The 20,060-nt window shown below is 48.8% G+C and carries 16 protein-coding genes and 1 rRNA gene; 2 read left to right on the top strand and 15 right to left on the bottom strand.

Annotation, left to right across the window (positions count from 1 at the left end; translation table 11 throughout):
- Nucleotides 1-265: 265 nt before the first annotated feature.
- The 3 genes from ACTQ3A_RS13210 to yfcE all read right to left on the bottom strand — a co-directional run bounded on the left by ACTQ3A_RS13210 (nucleotide 266) and on the right by yfcE (nucleotide 2,177).
- On the bottom strand, nucleotides 266-1,081 hold the full coding sequence (locus ACTQ3A_RS13210; protein WP_441495121.1) for an inositol monophosphatase family protein: 816 nt from the start codon (nucleotides 1,079-1,081) through the stop codon (nucleotides 266-268).
- An 80-nt stretch (nucleotides 1,082-1,161) separates the two neighbouring features.
- Complete coding sequence (locus ACTQ3A_RS13205; protein ID WP_441495120.1) at nucleotides 1,162-1,443, bottom strand: hypothetical protein; 282 nt, start codon at nucleotides 1,441-1,443, stop codon at nucleotides 1,162-1,164.
- A gap of 188 nt (nucleotides 1,444-1,631) precedes the next feature.
- Nucleotides 1,632-2,177 (bottom strand): phosphodiesterase, encoded by a 546-nt coding sequence (gene yfcE / locus ACTQ3A_RS13200; protein WP_441487760.1) that lies wholly within the window; start codon nucleotides 2,175-2,177, stop codon nucleotides 1,632-1,634.
- Nucleotides 2,178-2,649: 472 nt separating this feature from the next.
- Between yfcE and ACTQ3A_RS13195 the strand changes: the two genes are divergently transcribed.
- Both ACTQ3A_RS13195 and ACTQ3A_RS13190 read left to right on the top strand, forming a co-directional pair.
- Nucleotides 2,650-3,540: an ABC transporter ATP-binding protein gene (locus ACTQ3A_RS13195; protein WP_441495119.1), complete on the top strand. Its 891-nt coding sequence runs from the start codon at nucleotides 2,650-2,652 to the stop codon at nucleotides 3,538-3,540.
- An 11-nt stretch (nucleotides 3,541-3,551) separates the two neighbouring features.
- Nucleotides 3,552-4,796, top strand: a complete 1,245-nt coding sequence (locus ACTQ3A_RS13190; RefSeq protein ID WP_441495118.1) for an ABC transporter permease — start codon at nucleotides 3,552-3,554, stop codon at nucleotides 4,794-4,796.
- Here the strand turns inward: ACTQ3A_RS13190 and ACTQ3A_RS13185 are convergent, their stop codons facing one another.
- From ACTQ3A_RS13185 to ACTQ3A_RS13130, 12 genes are all read right to left on the bottom strand, one after another.
- On the bottom strand, nucleotides 4,797-5,369 hold the full coding sequence (locus ACTQ3A_RS13185; protein ID WP_441495117.1) for a uracil-DNA glycosylase family protein: 573 nt from the start codon (nucleotides 5,367-5,369) through the stop codon (nucleotides 4,797-4,799). It lies immediately after the preceding gene.
- A 538-nt stretch (nucleotides 5,370-5,907) separates the two neighbouring features.
- Complete coding sequence (locus ACTQ3A_RS13180; RefSeq protein ID WP_441495123.1) at nucleotides 5,908-7,827, bottom strand: ABC transporter ATP-binding protein; 1,920 nt, start codon at nucleotides 7,825-7,827, stop codon at nucleotides 5,908-5,910.
- A gap of 118 nt (nucleotides 7,828-7,945) precedes the next feature.
- On the bottom strand, nucleotides 7,946-10,438 hold the full coding sequence (locus tag ACTQ3A_RS13175) for an ABC transporter transmembrane domain-containing protein (RefSeq protein WP_441495116.1): 2,493 nt from the start codon (nucleotides 10,436-10,438) through the stop codon (nucleotides 7,946-7,948).
- Nucleotides 10,435-10,905: a MarR family winged helix-turn-helix transcriptional regulator gene (locus ACTQ3A_RS13170; RefSeq protein WP_441495115.1), complete on the bottom strand. Its 471-nt coding sequence runs from the start codon at nucleotides 10,903-10,905 to the stop codon at nucleotides 10,435-10,437. The genes ACTQ3A_RS13175 and ACTQ3A_RS13170 overlap by 4 nt, the downstream gene beginning before the upstream one ends.
- Before the next feature lie 553 nt (nucleotides 10,906-11,458).
- A complete protein-coding gene (locus ACTQ3A_RS13165) occupies nucleotides 11,459-12,913 on the bottom strand; it encodes an ABC transporter substrate-binding protein (RefSeq protein WP_441495114.1) in 1,455 nt (484 codons plus the stop codon).
- A 92-nt stretch (nucleotides 12,914-13,005) separates the two neighbouring features.
- Complete coding sequence (locus tag ACTQ3A_RS13160; protein ID WP_441495122.1) at nucleotides 13,006-13,866, bottom strand: carbohydrate ABC transporter permease; 861 nt, start codon at nucleotides 13,864-13,866, stop codon at nucleotides 13,006-13,008.
- 47 nt (nucleotides 13,867-13,913) lie between these two features.
- Nucleotides 13,914-14,786 carry a carbohydrate ABC transporter permease gene (locus ACTQ3A_RS13155; RefSeq protein WP_441495113.1) on the bottom strand — a complete coding sequence of 291 codons (873 nt, stop codon included), beginning with the start codon at nucleotides 14,784-14,786 and terminating at the stop codon, nucleotides 13,914-13,916.
- A 152-nt stretch (nucleotides 14,787-14,938) separates the two neighbouring features.
- Complete coding sequence (locus tag ACTQ3A_RS13150) at nucleotides 14,939-16,060, bottom strand: ABC transporter ATP-binding protein (RefSeq protein ID WP_441495112.1); 1,122 nt, start codon at nucleotides 16,058-16,060, stop codon at nucleotides 14,939-14,941.
- A gap of 342 nt (nucleotides 16,061-16,402) precedes the next feature.
- On the bottom strand, nucleotides 16,403-16,900 hold the full coding sequence (locus ACTQ3A_RS13145; protein WP_441495111.1) for a hypothetical protein: 498 nt from the start codon (nucleotides 16,898-16,900) through the stop codon (nucleotides 16,403-16,405).
- Between the two features lie 185 nt (nucleotides 16,901-17,085).
- Complete coding sequence (locus ACTQ3A_RS13140) at nucleotides 17,086-18,603, bottom strand: Y-family DNA polymerase (RefSeq protein WP_441495110.1); 1,518 nt, start codon at nucleotides 18,601-18,603, stop codon at nucleotides 17,086-17,088.
- A 109-nt stretch (nucleotides 18,604-18,712) separates the two neighbouring features.
- The gene (locus tag ACTQ3A_RS13135; RefSeq protein ID WP_441495339.1) at nucleotides 18,713-19,696 is read right to left on the bottom strand and encodes a D-2-hydroxyacid dehydrogenase; all 984 of its coding nucleotides are present in this window, start codon (nucleotides 19,694-19,696) and stop codon (nucleotides 18,713-18,715) included.
- 279 nt (nucleotides 19,697-19,975) lie between these two features.
- Nucleotides 19,976-20,060 (bottom strand): 23S ribosomal RNA (locus ACTQ3A_RS13130); the annotation flags it as partial.

The raw sequence follows: 20,060 nt of genomic DNA, 5'->3' as shown, positions 1-20,060 counted from the left end.
GTTACATTCATGAATACTCATCGATCGTTCAAACAAAAATTTTATAAAACTTCATTTGAATTTTCGAGGATGTGTTTTACTGTTCAGTTGTCAATGTTCATTCTGTGTTACCTCTGTGTTGTCTTGGTTTTTTGTTTTCCGCGACAACATAAAGTACTTTATCACGTTGTTTACCTTGCGTCAAGCGTTTTTTATCTTTTTCTCAATCTTTTTTTCAGCCCTTTTTCTCAACCTTTTTCAACTTTTTATTTTCTGGAATCCCGGATCAATCCACTATCCCCGACGGAAGGTAATCTGCCCGGCTGACTCCCGCAGACGCTGCTGCTATGGAGGATGGCCCGCAGAAATCCAGCTCTTTTCCCGCAAGGTCTGTAATTCGGCCTCCTGCTTCCGTCAGAATCACCGCTCCGGCTGCATAATCCCACAGCTGCAGGAGTGGTTCCACGAACAGACCGGTTCTTCCGGAAGCTACCATGCACAGATCCCAGGCTGCGCTTCCGCTTCTCCGCAGATCAACGCATCTGTCAAGATAGAAGGATCCGACCTTCCAGACCTGATCCCGCAGATTTGGATAGTATGGAGCGGTCCCGAAGGAAACCAGGCTCATCGACAGCGACTCGTTTGAGCTGTGAATAGTTTTTCCATTTTCAAAAGCGCCTACGCCTTCCGCGGCTGAAAACATTACCTCCTGCCAGGGATTGTATACAACCCCGATGAATGGTTTTCCATCCTTGAAAAGTCCGATCGATGTGACACTCGGGCCATAATTGTTCATGAAGTTTGAAGTGCCGTCTATAGGGTCTACTACAAAGGTAAATCCCTGCTGAAAGCTTTCATCAAAAGCATCCTTTCCGTTTTCTTCTCCTACAAAATGCGCCTCCGGCAATATGTCACCGAGCCGCCCGGTCAGAAACTCCTGTACTCTTTTGTCATATACGGTGACAAAATTTGCGTGACCGGCTTTTATTTTATCCGGAGAAATCTCATCCTGGCCCTCATGTGCAGATCTCATAATTGCCCCTGCTTCCAGAGCAGCCTCTCTGATATCAGTCAGGATATTCTGTTTGTCTGCTATGCTCATTTCATTCACCTCAGATATTTTTAATAGTATTTATCTTTACATCTTTAGGTACTGTTCATCTTTAGAGATGTTGTTCATCTTTATTCCAGTTCGCTCAGAAACAGCTCGTAATAGTCGTCCTCGTACTGAAGAAGCGGGGAATTCTCCCCTCCCCCGTTTGTACTTCTGCGCATAGCGGCATATGAGCTTTCCCCATACTCCAGGAGATCCATCTCATACATTGGCAATCCCTGTTCTGTGCTGATTCTGCAGAAATCAGCAAGAGGTGTTTCGGTATTTCTTGTAGCCAGAAGTCTTTTACGCAGTCCATCATCTTCCAGTGCCTTTTTTCGCAGTAATTCAAGGGTCTCAGGTATGTCCATCTGATCTGACCTCCATTCAGCTGCTATTGATCTGTCCACCATAGAGCAGCTACTATTTGTCCACCATTCAGCATCTATTATTCTATCCAACATTCAGCAGCTACTATTCTGTCTACTATTCAGCAGCTATTAGTCTGCCCTCAATTATTTCTGCAGCTAGGATTTCATCATACATTAACCAATATCCCTCAGATTCTTGTCCTGTGATATTCGTTTCCGTCCAGATCCTTCCATATAAATGTATGATCTTCCAGGATCATATAACTGTGAGGAGAATCCTCTTTTGGGATGGACACGGAGCCGGGATTCAGATAAAGGTTATTGCTTCCGAATTGCTCCCATGCGGGGATATGGGTATGACCATGGAGCAGGATATCATTCTGACGGATCGGAGGGAGCTGGCTCCTGTTGAAACGATGACCATGCGTAGCATAAACAAGTCTCCTCCCCGCCGTCAGGATGCAGTAATCTGCCATGATGGGAAACTCTAATACCATCTGATCCACTTCTGTATCACAGTTTCCACGCACGCAAAAGATATCATCTTTTCTCTCGTTCAAAAGCTTCAGGACTTTCTTGGGCGCATATTCTCTCGGAAGATCATTTCGCGGACCATGATACAAAATATCCCCGAGCAGCATCAGCCGCTCCGCTTCTTCACGCTCAAACGCCTCCAGCATTTTCCCACAATAATATGCAGATCCATGAATATCAGAAGCTATCATTATTCTCATCGTTTCTCATCCTTAACGTTTTTTGTCCGGCGTGATGCCTCTCGCAAGAAAATATATTTCCCTTATAACACACAAATTTACCTGCCGCAACAAATATATGCCGCTTGTGTCACACAAATCTACCTGCCGCAACAAATATATACCGATTGTGTCACACAAATCTACCTGCCGCAATAAATATATGCCGCTTGTGTCACGCAAATTTATCCGAATAAAAAATGTATACACGATACGCCCTGTGTCGCATAAATTAACTTGCCATAAGAAATATATACACCTTATACTGAAAATGTACAAGAAACGTTCCTGCTGTTGATTAAGCAAAAGCGGAAGATTTCTGCTGTCGTTTCATTAAAAGGATGAGCATCCCCGCTGTTGATTCATCAAAAGCAGAAAAAGCCTGCGCATTTCGGAAATGCCGGGGCTGAAACCCACAAGTATTATTCATAAATTACGAAAAGAAAGGAACCGCATGAAACTGGAACTAAGAGATCTGTATAAGAGTTTTGGCGAGCATCAGGTGCTTAAGGGAATCAGCCTGACAGCGGAAAGCGGTACTGCTGTTGGGCTGTTGGGAAGAAATGGTGCCGGTAAGACGACCACCATACGTATTCTGATGAACGTATTTCCGGCAGACAAGGGTGAGATCCTGCTGGACGGCAAGCCGATCGACCACAAATCGGTGAAAATCGGCTACCTTCCGGAGGAGCGGGGCCTTTACCCGAAGAAAATCATTGCGGATCAGCTGCTGTACTTCGCGGAGCTCAAAGGCATGAAGCGAACAGATGCCCGCGCAGCGATTGACAGCTGGCTGAAACGCCTCGGGATGTCCGAATACAGCAATAAACGGCTGGACGCTCTCTCAAAGGGAAATCAGCAGAAGATCCAGCTCGTCACTGCTCTTGCCCATGATCCGGATATTCTGATTCTGGACGAGCCTTTTTCCGGTCTTGATCCGGTAAATGCGGAGCTTCTGAAGGAAGTCGTAAGAGACGAGATGAAGCGGGGAAAAATCATTCTTTTTTCCAGTCATCAGATGAATTACATCGAAGAGTTTTGCAGCGAGATTGCAATTCTGAATGGAGGTCACATTGTACTCTCCGGAAATCTTCGGGAAATCCGGCACCACATGGCAGGCAATGAATTGCTTGTCCGTTCCTCAATGCAGGAACAGATTCTCGAATATTACGGAGACCGGGCTGTTCTCACTGAGGATGGTGCCATCCGTATCACATTGAACGATACGAGCAATTGCCGCCGGGAGATGCAGCTTCTGACCACGAAATGGGATGTGAATGAAGTCCGAATATTTGAGCCCTCACTCAACGATATTTTTGTACAGACCACCAGAGATCAGATCTGAAGGGAGAATCTATGAGTCACATGAATCAGTTCAAGACAATTTTCCGGTTCGAGCTTGGAAATTATTTCAAAAACAAGGTTTTTGTCGGCACCACAATCGTCCTGATGATTCTGCTTTCCGTCATCATGTTTTTCCCGAAGATTTCCGGACTGGTTAAAGGCAATTCTGATAGCGGGGAACAAAAAGTCATGCTGCTCTCCTCCGGAGATCCCGCACTTACGCAGCAGGCGCAGGCAGCCTTCGAGAAAGCATTCCCGGATTATCAGATAACCATCACGGATCCGGACGTTGCTGATATTCGGGGCAAAATCAACGATGGAACCGCAGACTGCGGCTTTCTGCTTCAGGATGCACAGAACTACACATATTTTGTCAAAAATCTCTCCATGTATGATGCCAACCCGGAAATCGCCGACCAGATTCTCCGCGGAATCTCTGAGATGAAGGGAATGACCGAATCCGGTCTTTCCCCGGAGCAGGCCGGAAGTATTCTTGCGACAGAGGTGTCGCACACCGTGGAGACCACGGGGAAGGATCAGTCTCAGAATTTTTTCTACACCTACATTATGATTTTTGCCCTGTATATGGTGATCCTTCTGTACGGACAGATGGTCAGCACTAGTGTTGCGACAGAGAAGAGCTCCCGCGCCATGGAACTTCTGGTCACCAGTGCCGACCCGGTAAAAATGATGTTCGGCAAGGTACTGGCAGCCTGTCTCGCGGGTCTTGTCCAGCTTCTTTGTGTCTTCGGAACCGCTTTCCTGCTCTTCAACCTTACCAGGAGTGACTGGGCGGATAATAAGATTGTGACCTCAATCTTTGATATTCCGCTTCATCTGCTGCTGTTTATGCTAGTATTTTTTATCCTTGGCTTCCTGATCTATGCCTTTCTGTACGGGGCGGTCGGATCGACGGTTTCGAAGCTCGAAGACATCAATACAGCTATCATGCCGATCACCTTCCTCTTCATCATTGCTTTTATCGTTGTGATGACCGCACTTGGAAGCGGAGAAGTGGACAATCTCCCGATGATGGTGTGTTCCTTTATTCCGTTTACTTCTCCCATGGCCATGTTCACCAGAATCGCCATGAGTACGGTGCCTTCCTGGCAGATTACCATCTCCATTGCAATTCTCGCGGTTTCTGTATGCGGAACCGGTGTACTCGCCGCCAGGATATACCGTGTCGGTGTTCTCCTCTATGGAACAACGCCGAAACCGGCAGAGGTACTTCGCATGATCTGGAAGGGGCGATGATTACAGAAGGCGCCGCACATTCTCCTGAAGCACCGGAACGACCTGCTCCTCGAACCATGGATTTTTCCGCTGCCATCTGAAGTTCAGCGGACTCGGATGTACAATCGGAAAATACTCCGGCAGATATTCCCGATAGTCAGCAACGGTCTCGGTCAGATTTTTCTTCTTGCGATCTTTCAGATAGTAATCGATGGAGTACCTGCCAATCAAAATCGTGAGTCCTACTTCCGGCATCAGCCGGAGAATATCTGAATGGTACTCCTCCGCGATAAATTTCCTGGGCGGCAGGTCTCCGGACCTGCCCTTCCCGGGGTAATAGAAATCCATCGGCATGATCGCGATCTTAGAGGAATAAAATGTCTCCCGGTCAATTCCCATCCATCGGATCAGTGTTTCTCCTGATTTGTCATTGAACGGTATGCCGGATTCCTCCACCTTCCGCCCCGGAGCCTGACCGATAATCAGAATCCTGGCATTGCTGCTCACCTGGAAGACAGGATGAATTCCCCGATCGGTGTACGAACGATTTCTCTCATCCGTTTCCAGTCTCTCTCTAATCTCCTCTATTGTCATCTCTCACACTTTCCGGGAATTTCTGCCATCGGCAGGGATTCTCTTTTTAATGCTTTCTATAGTTTTTATCTATTTTGGATCGTCCTGTGAAAAAGTTCCGTAACATTGGATACGAGCATCGAGCCATTTTCTGTATAAGTCCCCGCGTCACTTCGTGCTCATACCTGTTGCCTTCGAAATCGCATCCAGTCTCTTACGCGCGCTTCGCGTGCGACGAGACCTGTCTGCATTTTCGAAGAGCTCTTCACTATTTGTACTGTATAAGTCCCCCGCGTCACTTCGCTGCTTCGCAGCTTCCGTGCCGCGAACAGGAATGAGCATTCTCGCGGTGCTTCGCACCGCTACATGCTCATACCGGGCTGCTTTCTGTATAAGCTACGGATTGCTCCGTGCTTCGCACTTGCGCAATCCTACAGGCATTCGCACTTTCGTGCCGCTTACGCGTCACTTCGTGCTCATACCTGTTGCCTTCGAAATCGCATCCAGTCTCTTACGCGCGCTTCGCGTGCGACGAGACCTGTCTGCATTTTCGAAGAGCTTATACAGAAAACTGTGAGTTGTAGAGGTCGGCGTAGAATCCGTTGCGTGCGAGGAGTTCCTGATGGGTTCCTTGTTCTACGATATCTCCGTGGTTGAGTACCAGTATCCGGTCGGCGTTTCGGATTGTGGACAGTCTGTGTGCGATGACGAAGCTTGTTCTTCCCTTCATCAGCTGATCCATAGCGTTCTGAATGAGCTGCTCGGTTCTTGTATCTACGGAAGATGTCGCTTCATCCAGGATCAGGACGCTGCGGTCTGAAAGCATCGCCCGCGCAATGGTCAGAAGCTGTTTCTGGCCCTGTGACACATTTGTCGCGTCTTCGTTCAGCACCATGTCGTATCCGCCGGGCAGCGTCCGGATAAAGTGATCCACATGAGCAGCTTTTGCCGCCTCCTCGACCTCCTCATCCGTTGCGTCCTGCCGGCCGTAGCGGATATTTTCCCGGATAGTGCCGGAAAAGAGCCAGGTATCCTGCAGCACCATAGAGAAATTCTCTCGAAGCTGATGTCTGTCTATGCTTCGGATATCCTGTCCGTCAAGCCGGATTGTTCCGCTGTTCACATCGTAGAAGCGCATCAGAAGCTTTACGATGGTTGTCTTTCCTGCTCCTGTCGGCCCGACAATGGCGATCTTCTGTCCCGGATCCACATGACAGGAAAAATCTTTGATGACGATCTGATCCGGATCATAGCCGAAACGAACATGCTCGAAATCGACCTGTCCACGAATTTTTCCCGTCCCGGCTGCAGCGATAGATCCGCTCTTTTCACCCGACTCTTCTGTCCAGCAAGCTTCTCCGCTCCCGGCCGACTCGCTTATTCCGAAAGCTTTACTCTTCCCTTCTTCTGCCTGTGTCATCCATGCAGGATCTTCCTCTTCTTCCTCCAGAAATTCGAAGACACGTTCCGCCGCCGCTGTCATGGACTGCACCTGGTTCATAACCTGAGCCATCTGTGCCAGCGGCTGCTTTATATTGCTCACGTATTGAATAAATGCCTGAATATCACCGACACCGATCACGCCGCGAATCGCCAGTAGTCCTCCGGAAATCGCGACACCGGCATACCCAAGATAGCTGATAAAATTCATAACCGGCATCATCGCTCCGGATATAAACTGTGACTTCCACGCTGAATCATACAGATCGCTGTTTGTGCTGTTGAAATCACCCATAACGATCTTCTCTCTGTTGAATGCCTTGATCACCAGCTGACCGGAGAAATCCTCTTCAATCTGTCCGTTGATGATTCCGAGAGAATCCTGCTGCCGGATAAAATATTTCTGTGATTTTTTTACAATGAAGGCAACCAGGGCTCCGGACACCGGAATGACGACGACCGCGATCAATGTCATCAGCGGGGAAATTGTCAGCATCATCACCACAACACCGACGATCGTAGCAACAGACGATATGATCATCGTAATGCTTTGGTTCAGACCGGTTCCAAGCGTATCTACGTCATTTGTAATTCTCGAGAGTACATCTCCGTATGGCCTGCTTTCAAAATATTTCATCGGCATACGGTCAATCTTTTCAGAGATTTCACGGCGCATGCGATAGGCAACCTTCTGGCTGACTGACGTCATGATCCATCCCTGAATAAAGCTGAATCCGGCAGATGCGAGATACAGGGCAAGTGTAAAGATCAGAATTTTTCCGATCTTTTCAAAATCAATTCCGCCGGTTCCCTGGATTTTACGCATCAGTCCTTCCGCCAGCTCGGTTGTCGCATTTCCCATGATCTTCGGTCCAAGGACATTGAAGATCGTCGAAAGTACCGCAACAATCATGACAAGGATAACCGCAATCCGGTAGCGCCCGATGTAACGCATCAGCTTTCCAAAGGATGCCTTGAAATTCTTCGGTTTTTCTGCAACCTGGTTACGACCGGGGCCGTGTCCGATTGGCCTGGACATTTTCTGTTTTTTGCGATACTCTTCCAGCTGCTTATCCCGCGCCCGCTTCTCCGCATCTGCGTTCATCTCTTCCTGCTGTCTCTGATTTTTCCCGAATCCCCGCAGATTCTGATTTTTGTTATTTTGCATGGCGCGTCCCCTCCAGTTCCTTCTGTGAAAGCTGTGAAGCAGCAATCTGTCTGTAAACCTCGCAATTGTCCAGCAGCTCATCATGTGTACCGAGTCCTGCCACTTTTCCCTCATCCAGAACAAGGATCTGATCTGCATTCAGAATCGTGCTGACTCTCTGTGCGACAATGATTTTTGTCGCATCCTTTTCTTCCCGTGACAGCTCCTCTCTGAGCTTCGCATCTGTTTTCATATCAAGAGCTGAAAAGCTGTCATCAAAAACGAGCGCCAGAGGCTTCTTCGCGATCGCCCGCGCAATCGAGAGCCGCTGCTTCTGCCCTCCCGATACATTGCTTCCGCCCTGTGATATGAAGCTGTTATAGGCATCTTCTTTTTCCTCGATGAAGTCGTCAGCCTGTGCGATCTTCGCTGCGCGTCTGACCTCTTCGTCCGATGCATCCGGGCGTCCGAAACGGATGTTGGAGGCAATCGTCCCGGAGAACAGGGTCCCCTTCTGCGGTACAAATCCGATCTCTTCCCGCAGTTCATGAAGATTCATGGAACGGATATCAACCCCGTCTATCGTGACAGATCCGCCTGTTACATCATAGAACCGCGGAATCAGATTCACGAGCGTACTCTTTCCCGAACCGGTACTTCCGATGATTGCCGTAGTTTTTCCCGGCTCCGCCGTGAAGGAAATATCCGTCAGGGCATCCAGCTCCGAGCCGGGATAGCGGAAGCTTACATGATCAAAGCGGATCACGCCCTTTTTGCTCTCCGGCTTCTCCTCATGTTCCGGGTTCACGATAGAAGGTTTTGTGGCAATTACTTCATGAATCCGGTCCGCCGCTACGCCTGCCCTCGGAAGTATGATGGACATCGCAGTCAGTATCATAAAGGAGGATATGATAATCATCGCATAGGTGATAAAGGATGTCATGGCTCCGACCTGAAGCGTGCCGGCATCCACACGATGCGCAGCGACCCAGGTGATCAGTACGCTGAGCCCGCTCATCACAAACATCATGGACGGCATCATAAAGGTCATCACACGGTTTGTGAACAGCTGCGTACGCATCAGATCGATATTGGCCTTGTCAAACCGTTCCTCCTCTGTTTTTTCTCTTCCGAATGCCCGTACAACCATGAGCCCCGTCAGGATCTCCCTGGACACCAGATTCAGACGGTCAATCAGTTTCTGCATAATTTTGAATTTCGGCATGGCAAGCATGACCAGAACAAGGATGATTCCCACGATGACCGCAATTCCAAGCGCAATCACCCAGCTCATCTTCGCATGAGACTGGTAAACCTTTACGACACCCCATACCGCAAGTACGGGCGCGTACAGAACCATACGAAGCAGCATAGTCGTCACCATCTGCACCTGCTGCACATCATTTGTCGCCCTGGTGATAAGAGATGATGTCTGGAATTTTTCCATCTCTGCGCTGGAATATCCGATGACGTTGTGGAACACCTGATACCGCAGATCCCGGCCGACCCCTGCGCCGACCCTTGAAGCGAAAAAGGAGACTGCGATCGCGGCAAGTCCCATCAGAAGCGCGATCAGCATCATTTTCCCTCCGCTGATCCAGAGATAGTGCTTCTGCTGGCTGTTCACATCCACACCGGCTTTCTGATCCGCATCTGCCGCATAGCGGATCGCCATGGCTTTCATTGTCTGTTCACCTGTTTTGCTGATGGCACTGCTGATCTCCTCTCTCATCCCGGAAATCTGATCGTCTGTCATCTGTCCGCTTTCTATCATCTTACGGATTGCTGGTCTCACATCAACATATGTGGCTTTCCTGCCATTCTCATCCTTCGCCTCGAAGATATGTACATCCAGATGAAATGCCTTGGCAAGCTCTTCCGCAGACATAGAATCGATCTGACTCTCCGCGGCAGCCATCGCATCCGCAGCATCTGCCTGGCCATTCGCGCCGGTCATCGCATCCGTACTGTTCGCCTGTACATTCGCGCCGGTCATCGCATCCGGGCCGGTCGCCTGGCCATTCGCGCCGGCCATCGCATCCGTGCCGGTCACCTGGCTATCCGCACCGATCATCGCATCCGTCTGCCCTGCAGCCAAGGGTGCCGATTCAGCCTGTTTTTTAACCATATCACGGAAAGCTTCCTCACTCATATGCCCAAGCTGATAAGCCATGACCACGGGAGTCAGAAGGTCCTTATCAAGCTTCTTCCACTCCTCTTTTCCGAGATCTCTGATCGCATAGTTCTCTCCGTCTTCAACATACGATGCCTGCCACTCCTTCCGCTGATCCCCGTCCATGAAGATCTGCGCCTCGTCGTATTCGTCCGCCGTGATTCTGGCGGGAAGAATGTGCTCAATTCCCTTATTCTGGATTCCGACATCGATAATATTCTGCGTGTACTGCGGCATAGACATCTCGCAAAAGCCCTGAACAATCAGCAGCACAGCAAGAATCAGCACCGATTTCCAGTACTTCTTCAGATTTCCGAAAATATGTCTCATGAATTCTCCCTTTCCGTTTTCCAGTCAGATTTTGAAAAAACCGATTCCGTCTGTGCGTACAGCTCGTTCAGCAGACAGCAGAGCGTCCGGACTTTTTCTTCTCCCATACCCTCAATAATTTCATGAAGAGCTTTCTCAATTGAACGGATATTTTTCTGTATCTCGCTCAGACCCCTGTCGGTGAAGGAAACCAGTGTTGTGCGTCTGTCATTCGGATCCAGACTCCGTCTTAGGATTCCTTCTTCTTCAAGGCCCTTCAGGATGCGCGATACACCGGGCGCCGGCATTCCTATTCGTGAAACAATATCACTCACACGCACCTTGTGATCCTCTCTGCTGTTATAAATCTGCCACGCTGTTCCTACGACAATGATTTTGCCCCTGCTGATTCCTGAAAAACAGAAAACGGGGCGCATCTTACGAAACTGATGCATGGCGTTAATCAATTCCTCCTCCAGCTGATCCATCCTTTACTCCTTTCCTCGAATACGGCTGTACAGCCTTCAATCCCTGCTGCTTACATACAATGCTTTATATCCGGTTATGATCTGTAAGCGCTCTGCATAAACTGTGAAAACGCCATTATCCGCGGTTCTCTATATGAAACAATGCTCATCTGAAAGCAAGTGCATGTATGAAACAGATAAATAGTTGGCCGGTGCAATTATTGGCAATGATAATATTTATCGACGACAATTATTAACACTGTTAACTATGTAGCAAAGCATATTTTACTCTTGTATCTCATGGCAGTCAACCACTTCGTGAACCAAATTTTCGCAAATTTACAAAACAAAATTAATGAAATTATCGATACAAAAGCAACCAAATTACGAAAACGAAATTCACAAAATTGCCAAACTCCGGATGCCGAGATTGCCGAACAATTATATAAAAAAACTCCATGACCGGTGCCCTTCAGGCCTGCCTGTCATGGAGTTCTATTTCTTCTTTCTGATGCGTATCATTTCCGGAGCCGCCATTCGGACGGCATCTCCTGCCTCAGGACGCCAGAAGATATCAGCTGTTTACTACGTTGTAATCCTCGATAGCCTTGTTGATGCTGTCCGCGATGCTCTTTGTTGCTTCTGCCGGATCCTGATTCGTATTCAGCATGTTCTCAATTCCGGATTCTACATCCTGTCTTGCCTCCGGGAAGACGCTCATCAGAGCACCTGCGTACTCAGGCTTGGAATCATGCAGCTGATCGATAGCTGTCTGGAACTGCGGATATTTTGCGATATTATCCTTGAATGTCTGCTCGTCATGCGCAGCTGTTGTAACCGGGAAGTAACCGGTCTGTGCTGCCCAGTATGCCTGGCTTTCCGGTGAAACAAGGAATTTCACAAATTTCCATACTGCCTGCTGCTTCGCCTTGTCACCGTTATCAAGTGCCCACAGAGAAGCGCCACCGATGGAAACGCCGCCCTGATCATCGTCACTTACCTTCGGGAAGTAAGCGGTTCCTACCTCAAACTTGCCGTTTACATCCTGCAAAATCTGCGCAAGAGAAGCGGTAGATCCGAGAGTGATCGCGCTCTTTCCGGCTGTGAAATCAGCAAGACCGGAATCTCCGCCGCGTCCTACGTTCGGTGCGGTGCCGTCATCATACATCTTTTTCCACTGGGAGAGAATCTTCTCACAGGCGCCGTTGCTGTCGAATTCAACCTTTGTCGCAGCCTCGGTGCGTCCGTTATCGTTGTCTACATAGTTTGCGCCCTGCTTGCAGAGGAACTGCTCGAAGAACCATCCATAGATTCCCATGGAAATTGCCTCACCGGCTCCGCCCTTCTGTACCAGATCGTTTGCGATCGCATCGATCTTCGGAAGAGAATCCGGGATGTCTGTGATGCCTGCCTTTTCGAACATATCCTTATTGTAGTACATGATCGGGGTAGAGGAGTTAAATGGCATGGAATAAAGCTTGTTGTCTACCGTATAGTAAGCCGCAATATTCGGCTCCAGCTGAGACTCATCCCATCCGTCCTCATCAATCAGATCCTGCATCAGAACAACCCATCCGGAATCAATCATGAAACGGGTTCCGATCTCATATACCTGAACAAGGTCCGCACCCATGTTTCCGATCTGCGCGCTCTTCAGCTTATTGATGGTATCATCGTATTCACCCTGATACTCTGCGTCTACATAGATATTATCTTTATTTTCTTTATTGTACTGATCTACCAGATGTGTAAGCGCATCTCCGTTTACACCGCCCATGGAATGCCAGAAGGTGATGGTCGTCTTGCCGGAAGAGCTTGCTGTGCTTCCGTCTGATGCCGCAGATGACGCAGAATCTGCAGCAGCCGTCGTGGTCTGTTCCGCGGTATCTGTACTTGCTGCCTGCTCTGTGCTCTCCTGCGATGCGGCGGAAGACTCAGAAGAAGAGCTTCCGGTACTGGATCCGCATGCGCCGAATACCATAGTTGCCGCGAGTGCAGCGGCAGTTAGTGTCAGTAACCTTTTTTTCATATTTTCCTCCTAATGTAAAAAAATGAGTGATATATGTCATCCGCCTTTTCCGGCGGTTATGACCCTTGAAAAAGCAGATGAAGAATCAGCGGTCAGCCTTTTACCGCTCCGGAGAACATACCGCGGATCAGCTGTTTCTGTCCGATAATGAAGATTGAAATCGAAGGCAGAATAATCATGACTACGCCGGCGATCATCATCGTGATCGACTGGGAATCTACGCTGTTCAGCATGCTCAGTCCGATCTGAACCGTTCTCATGGACTCATCTCCGGTTACAAGCAGCGGCCACATATACATATTCCATGCGTTGATGAAGGTATATACCGCCATTGCTCCGATTGCCGCCTTTGTCAGGGGAAGCAGAATCCTGAAGATGAAACGCAGGTTGGAACAGCCGTCAATTTTCGCCGCCTCATACACCGAGATCGGAAAAGACTGATAAAACTGCCGGAAGAGGAAGATGCCCATCGCACTAGTCAGATAAGGTATGATCAAAACCCGGTACGTGTTCAGCCAGCCCCATTGTCCAACGGTCAGATAGTTGGAAATGATTGTCGCCTCTCCCGGCACCATCATCGTTGCCATAACGAGCATGAACAGGATTTTCTTCCCCTTAAACTCCAGGAAGGAGAACGAAAAAGCAGCAAGGGAACAGGAAATGATCTGTCCGAGCGTGATCAGGCCCGCTACAAGGAACGAATTTATGATGAACCGGATCAGAGGGATTTTGCTGAGTGCCTGATGGAAATTTTCAAGTGTCGGATGTTTCGGAATCAGATTCAGATTCATGGTATAAAGATCCGACGAAGGCATAAACGCGATACTTACCGCGTAGAGCAGCGGAAGCAGAATGATGAATGTCACGACGATATTGATGATCAGCCGTGCTGCCTTCCTCCCCTTCTTAACCCGGATTGCTTTTTTGTTTAATCTGATACTTTCCTCCCGCATCGCCTCAATTTCCTGCGGCGCAAGCGAAATGCATCCATCTGTATTGTTCAACGTGTTTTACCTCCTTTTTTCTCTGCGCGGAACATCAGCAGGGTAAGTACCATGATGATCAGAAAGAGTACAACTGATTCCGCCGCCGCGCTGCCGAATCGGAAATTGAAGAAAGCGTCCCGGTAGATCGAATAGACAATCAGGTTGGTTGATTCTCCTGGTCCGCCCTGCGTCAGGATCTTTACCTGACCGAAGGACTGGAAGGCCTGGATGATATTCACGACGATTGTGTAGAACATGATCGGCCGAAGTCCTGGAAGTGTCAGCTGGAAAAACTGCCGCACCGGACCCGCGCCGTCGATCGATGCCCGCTCATAAATTTCCTCATCGATATTGGCAAGTCCCGCGCTGAAATACAGGAAATTGATTCCGCTGTTCAGCCAGGCTGTCAGCACTGCCACACACACGAGAGCGTATTTCGGATCATTCAGCCAGTTGATGTTCGTGTGCGCGAGCTTATTGACAATTCCGATGGTCGGGTCAAGCATGATCCGGAAGATCAGCGCAGCCGAGCTCGATGCAATGGACATCGGAAGCGCATATGCTGTTGAGAAGAACCGTATGCCCGGAAATGTCTTGTTGCAAAGCACCGCGCCGATCAGTCCCAGCAGCATTCCTCCGATCACAACGATCACAACAAAGATTGCGGTTACTGCCAGTGAATTTGCAAAGCTGGCGCTGGTAAGCAGATCCTTGTAATTGCCAAATCCGACGAAGAGCTTTGCCTGTCCCAGCTTGTTGGTCTTATAAAGGCTAAGGTAAATCGTCTTTACAAAGGGATAGAAAAGGAAAATTCCAAATATGATCGCGGAGGGAATCAGATAACAGTAAGGTCCCGCCTTTTTCTTTACCTGTCCGGTTCCTGTCATTGTTCAGCACCTCCGTTTCCCTGTATCTTCTGTGTAGTCTGTATCTTCTCCGTAGCCCGTATCTTCTGCGTAACCTGTATCTTCTGTGTATCCTGTATTATCTGTGTATCCTGTATACAGCACGTATGCTGTTTCTTCTTCATCGTCACTGCTTATCTCCTTCCGCTTCCCAGCAGAAATTCTTCGATCGACTCTCCCGTTCCCTTGTCGAACAGGTGCATCTTCTCCGGATCAATGTATAGCTTCATCTGTCTGTCTCTGCGCTTCGGATCATAGCTCTCAAGCTTCACGGTTGTGCTCTGACTGCCCGCAAATCCGTGCAGATAAAAATGAGAGCCGAGGTTTTCTATCATCTCAATTTCAAACGGGATTGCATAAGAAGGTTCTCCCTCCGTCATCAGATCTTCCGGTCGGATTCCGATCTCCACCTTAGTACCTTCTGTCATTCCCTCCGTCAGACTGCGATAAAATCTCTGCGGGAGAGGAATTCTGAAGTCCCCGGTATTCAGGAATGCCCGTCCCTCTTCCATTTCCACGGTGGCGTTCAGAAAGTTCATCTGCGGCAATCCAAGAAAGCCTGCGACAAACCGGTTCACCGGCTTCTCATATATCTGCCTCGGTGTTCCCACCTGCTGTACCATTCCGTCTCTCATGACAACGATTCTCGTCGCCAGTGTCATCGCCTCCACCTGATCATGTGTGACATAGATAACGGTTGAGCCGAGCTTGTCATATATTTTTTTCAGATCGACACGCATCTGTGTCCGAAGCTTCGCGTCCAGATTGGACAGGGGTTCATCAAACAGATATGCATCTGCATCCCGTACAATCGCGCTTCCGATTGCCACACGCTGCATCTGTCCTCCGGACAGCTGTGCAGGTTTTCGGTCCAGAAGGCTCTTGATCTCAAGCATCGTGGATGCCTTCTGAATTCTGCGTTCAATCTCTGATTTTTCCACCTTATGAGCCTTTAGTCCGAATGCCAGGTTCTGGTATACCGTCATGTTCGGATAGAGCGCGTAGTTCTGAAAAACCATCGCCAGATTTCTCTTTCCGGGATCCACACTGTTCATAAGGCGGTTTCCAATCCAGAGTTCTCCCTCGGAGATATCCTCCAGCCCGGCGATCATGCGCAGCATTGTAGATTTTCCGCAGCCGGAAGGACCGACAAATACAATGAATTCGTGGTCTCCGATCTCCAGATTAAAATCCTTGACCGCCTGGAATCCGTTGCGGTAGGTTTTCGAAATGTGAGATAATGTAATTCCTGCCATTTTTAATTCTCTTGCTTTCCTGAATAATTTTAATTTTTTTGTTCTTTTCCATTTTATTCGTACCTCGTTAATTCCGTTATCTTGTGCAGGTAAATAAAAAGTAAAAAAAACAGCCCCGTCGTCTGTATGTGTAAACATAGAAAAACCCTGTGGATTCTTCTCATTACGGAATCCACAGGGTTTGCCTTTACATTTTGGTTTTTTGTATGACCCGCCGTCCCGATACTCCGGGTCATTTTTAAATTAATATTATGTAAATGTTTTTTCGACGAAAAGAGGTAACTAACTGCAACTTGAGAAGAAAAGTTCAACGCCTGCTGGCTGTTTTTTCACAAATACTGATCAGGCAGAACCATCCCAGGAAATATCTCCCTCTATGGCGATCAGCCGGTCCATAGAAATCACTTCCCCGGAACGCATCACGATCCGCTGATTCTGTGAATCAATTTTTTTAACAGATCCGCTAACGGTGTGATACGAGCCACCTTTTTTCCGCAAATCCGGCACAAAATAAGTAATCGTAACCTCCGGCCTGCGGTTCAGGATCTGCTCCAGAATCTGCAGTTTCCGGTTCAGAATCGCGATCTCGCTCTCGGAAAGTGCAACTCTGTCATCCGTCTGTCTGCCGGTCTCCTCTATCGCCTCATCATATCCGGTGAGCGCGGCGAAGGGCGCAAATTGCGCCGCACGCTGAATGAGCGGCATCGGCACATGATATCGCGAAACCGGGTGCGGCAGATTAACGATGTCCTCATAAGGGAACGAACTTCTCTCTTTTCCCACTGCAGATCCCGATTTCATTCTATTCTGCACTTCAGGCTCCTCTTTCTCCTTGTTCATGCCTTGTGCCCTCCGATCTTTTCTCATGGTCCATACCTTATTTACTCTGATTTACGCGAACAGTGAGCCACAGCCGAATGCGAAGTATTCGTGTGCGGCGAGCGTCGCGATAGCGAGATAAAACTCGCGCAGCGTGTTTTATCTCGTTTCCCATGATTCATGTCTATGCTCCCGATTCCTGAGGATTATGCCTTATGCCCTCCGATCTGCTTTGACCGGTCAAGTCCGGTTGCGCCCTCCCGGAGATTCAGCCCGCGAATAACCGCGTCACTTCCGAACCGCTCACGGATCGAGATCATTGCCTCCTGCATGCGTCTCTCCTTATCAAACTTCTTTTTTTCTTTTTCTTTCTTCGCCTCAAGCGAATGGTAATCCGTAAAAAGATCCATCTGTTCGTAGCTTGTATCCGGCACCTCATCCTCCGGAATTACATGTTCCAGAGAAATGGTGATCCGCCGGATCAGCAGAGACGGATCGACCGTCCTTCGGTAAATTTCCATCGCTGCATGCGTAATCTCATTGCCCGAAGAAGTTGCGCCGGACAGCTTCGCGGAACCATGTGCATGCTGCGGAATCCTTCTCCCATAGTGATCACGGCTGACAGCGCCACGATATTTCTTTCGTATCTCCGGATCTTCCAGACTTTCCTTATCGTATCCGATTGTCAGCGTAACCTGATCGGTTACCATCCTTTTGCCGACCAGATCCAGCGCCATAACGTCCGCCATTTCCTGTACCACAACCGCAGCCTTCTCGAAGCTGTAAGGTGACATCAGCACCTGTCCGGAACTGACGGAATTACTTTCCGGTCTGTATTTTTTGATCAGATCTATGGTGCACGGCTCGTATCCCCAAGCATGGTCGATCAGAAGCTCTGCATTGACACCGAAAAGCTTATACAGCAATTCCTCATTGCAGAGATCATTTGCTCCGCCGACCGAACAGCGGGCAATATCTCCCATCGTGTACATGCCGTATTCTTCAAGCTTCTTCGCATAACCCCTGCCAACTCTCCAGAAATCGGTAAGCGGCCGGTGCGTCCAGAGCTGTCTGCGGTAGCTCATCTCATCCAGCTCCGCAATCCGCACGCCGTCCGCGTCGGCTTCCGCGTGCTTCGCGACGATATCCATCGCAATCTTCGCCAGATAAAGGTTGGTCCCGATGCCTGCCGTTGCCGTAATACCGGTCTCCTTCAGCACATCACGAATCATCGTGATTGCGAGTTCATGTGCCGTCATTCCATAAGTTTTAAGATAATCCGTCGCATCGATGAAGACCTCGTCGATCGAATATACGTGAATATCTTCCGGCGCAATGTATTTCAGATAGATCTGATAAATCCGTGTGCTGTACTTTATATAATACGCCATCCGGGGAACGGCCGCGATATAAGACACTTCCAGAGCCGGGTTCTGCTTCAGCTCCTCCGCATCAGACGATGCCCCGGAAAAAACATTTCCCGGCGCTCTCCGGATCCGCTCTCGGTTTATCTCACCGACCCGCTGAACAACTTCAAAAAGCCGGGCACGCCCTGGAATTCCATATGCCTTCAGCGCAGGAGATACCGCAAGGCAGATCGTCTTCTCCGTGCGCGAAACATCAGCAACTACCAGATTTGTTCTGAGCGGATCAAGTCCACGCTCCTGACATTCCACTGATGCGTAAAAGGATTTTAAATCGATCGCAATATAAGTACGCCCCACTATCGTTCACCCTGCCTCCGATGTCTCCGGCACATTCTGAATATACGCCCGGATATTTATCGTATCCTTCTCCATTATCTTTACATCTGACCGCTTACCGGAAAATGCATCAGTATCCTCTTTCTTTGCTGACACCATAGACCAGCGCTTTTCCGCTCAGATAATTCTCCAGATCTTCACAGAACATTTCCACACTCTTTTCGCGCGTATAATCCAGTGTCATCTGACCGGCGCAGTGCGGTGTCAGCAGGATATTTTTCGCAGTGCGCAGCGGGCTATCTGCCGGCACAGGTTCCGTCTGCATGACATCCAGCGCTGCTCCGGCAAGTTTTCCCTCGTTCAAAGCGTCTGTGAGTGCTTTCTCATCAATCGCGCTTCCTCTCCCCACATTGACCACAAAAGCATCTTCCGGAAGAAGCGCGATTCTGTCTCTGTTCAAGATTCCAATTGTCTCCGGGGTCTCCGGAAGGCTCATGACGAGAAGGTCTGTCTGCGGAAGCACAGAATCCAGCTCTGTCACCCGAAGGACCTTATCATATTCCTTTAATTGTCTTCCACTGCGACTAATCCCGATAACCGATTTTGGATCAAAGCTCCTCACACGCTTAGCAAAGGTGCTTCCGATATCGCCGGTTCCGAGAGCGGTAATCCGGCTTCCGCACAGAGAATACATCGGAATGTCGTGGCGCCATTCTTGCACTGCGGTATTCTTCATTATTTTCTCATAAGCCTCAAACCGGCGCATCAAAATCAACGCTGTCATAATGATGTGTTCGGAGATGGAGACCCCATATGCCCCTGAAGAATTGGACAGCAAGCAGGTGCTGTTTGGAAGAACGCCCTCCTGGAGATAATGATTCACTCCTGCCCAGCAGGTACAAAACCACTTCAGATTCCCGGCCGCATGCAACGGTCCCGGATCCGCCCCGAACATGACGTCCGCACTCTTTGCCTCCTCTTCAGCCTCCCGCGGATCCGTAACAAAAATGGTCTCGCAGCCATGTCTGTTTGCGATTGTCCGGATTTTCCGCTTTTGCTCCTCTGTTATTTTCCAGTATACAAGAATCCTGCAGCCCAAGATCAATACCTCCAAATGTATGTTTTCATCATTTCCATTCTGATGTATCTTTTCATTATTTTCATTCTTTCCATTCTGATGTATCTTTTCATTATTTTCATTCTGATTTGTCTTTTGGTATTAGTCTAATACCTCTGACGTTTTCTGGCAAACCCAAAAAAGCCGATCATCTGCAATAACAAATGATCGGCGGATTATCTGTATAGATTTTCATACATACCTTCAAAACTGAACACACAAACTCTTCCCGGGAATCCGTCTCCGGATCCCCTCCTTCCGTTCCAACTTATGCTTCAGGTCAAACCCTCGACCGATTAGTAACAGTCAGCTCCATGCCTTACGGCACTTCCACCTCTGCCCTATCAACCTTATCGTCTTT

It is taken from the genome of Bilifractor sp. LCP21S3_F8, assembly GCF_052117805.1.
In the GTDB taxonomy this organism is placed as follows: domain Bacteria; phylum Bacillota; class Clostridia; order Lachnospirales; family Lachnospiraceae; genus Bilifractor.
Note: the sequence above shows the minus strand (reverse complement) of the source record. Positions and strands in the feature narration are given on the sequence as shown.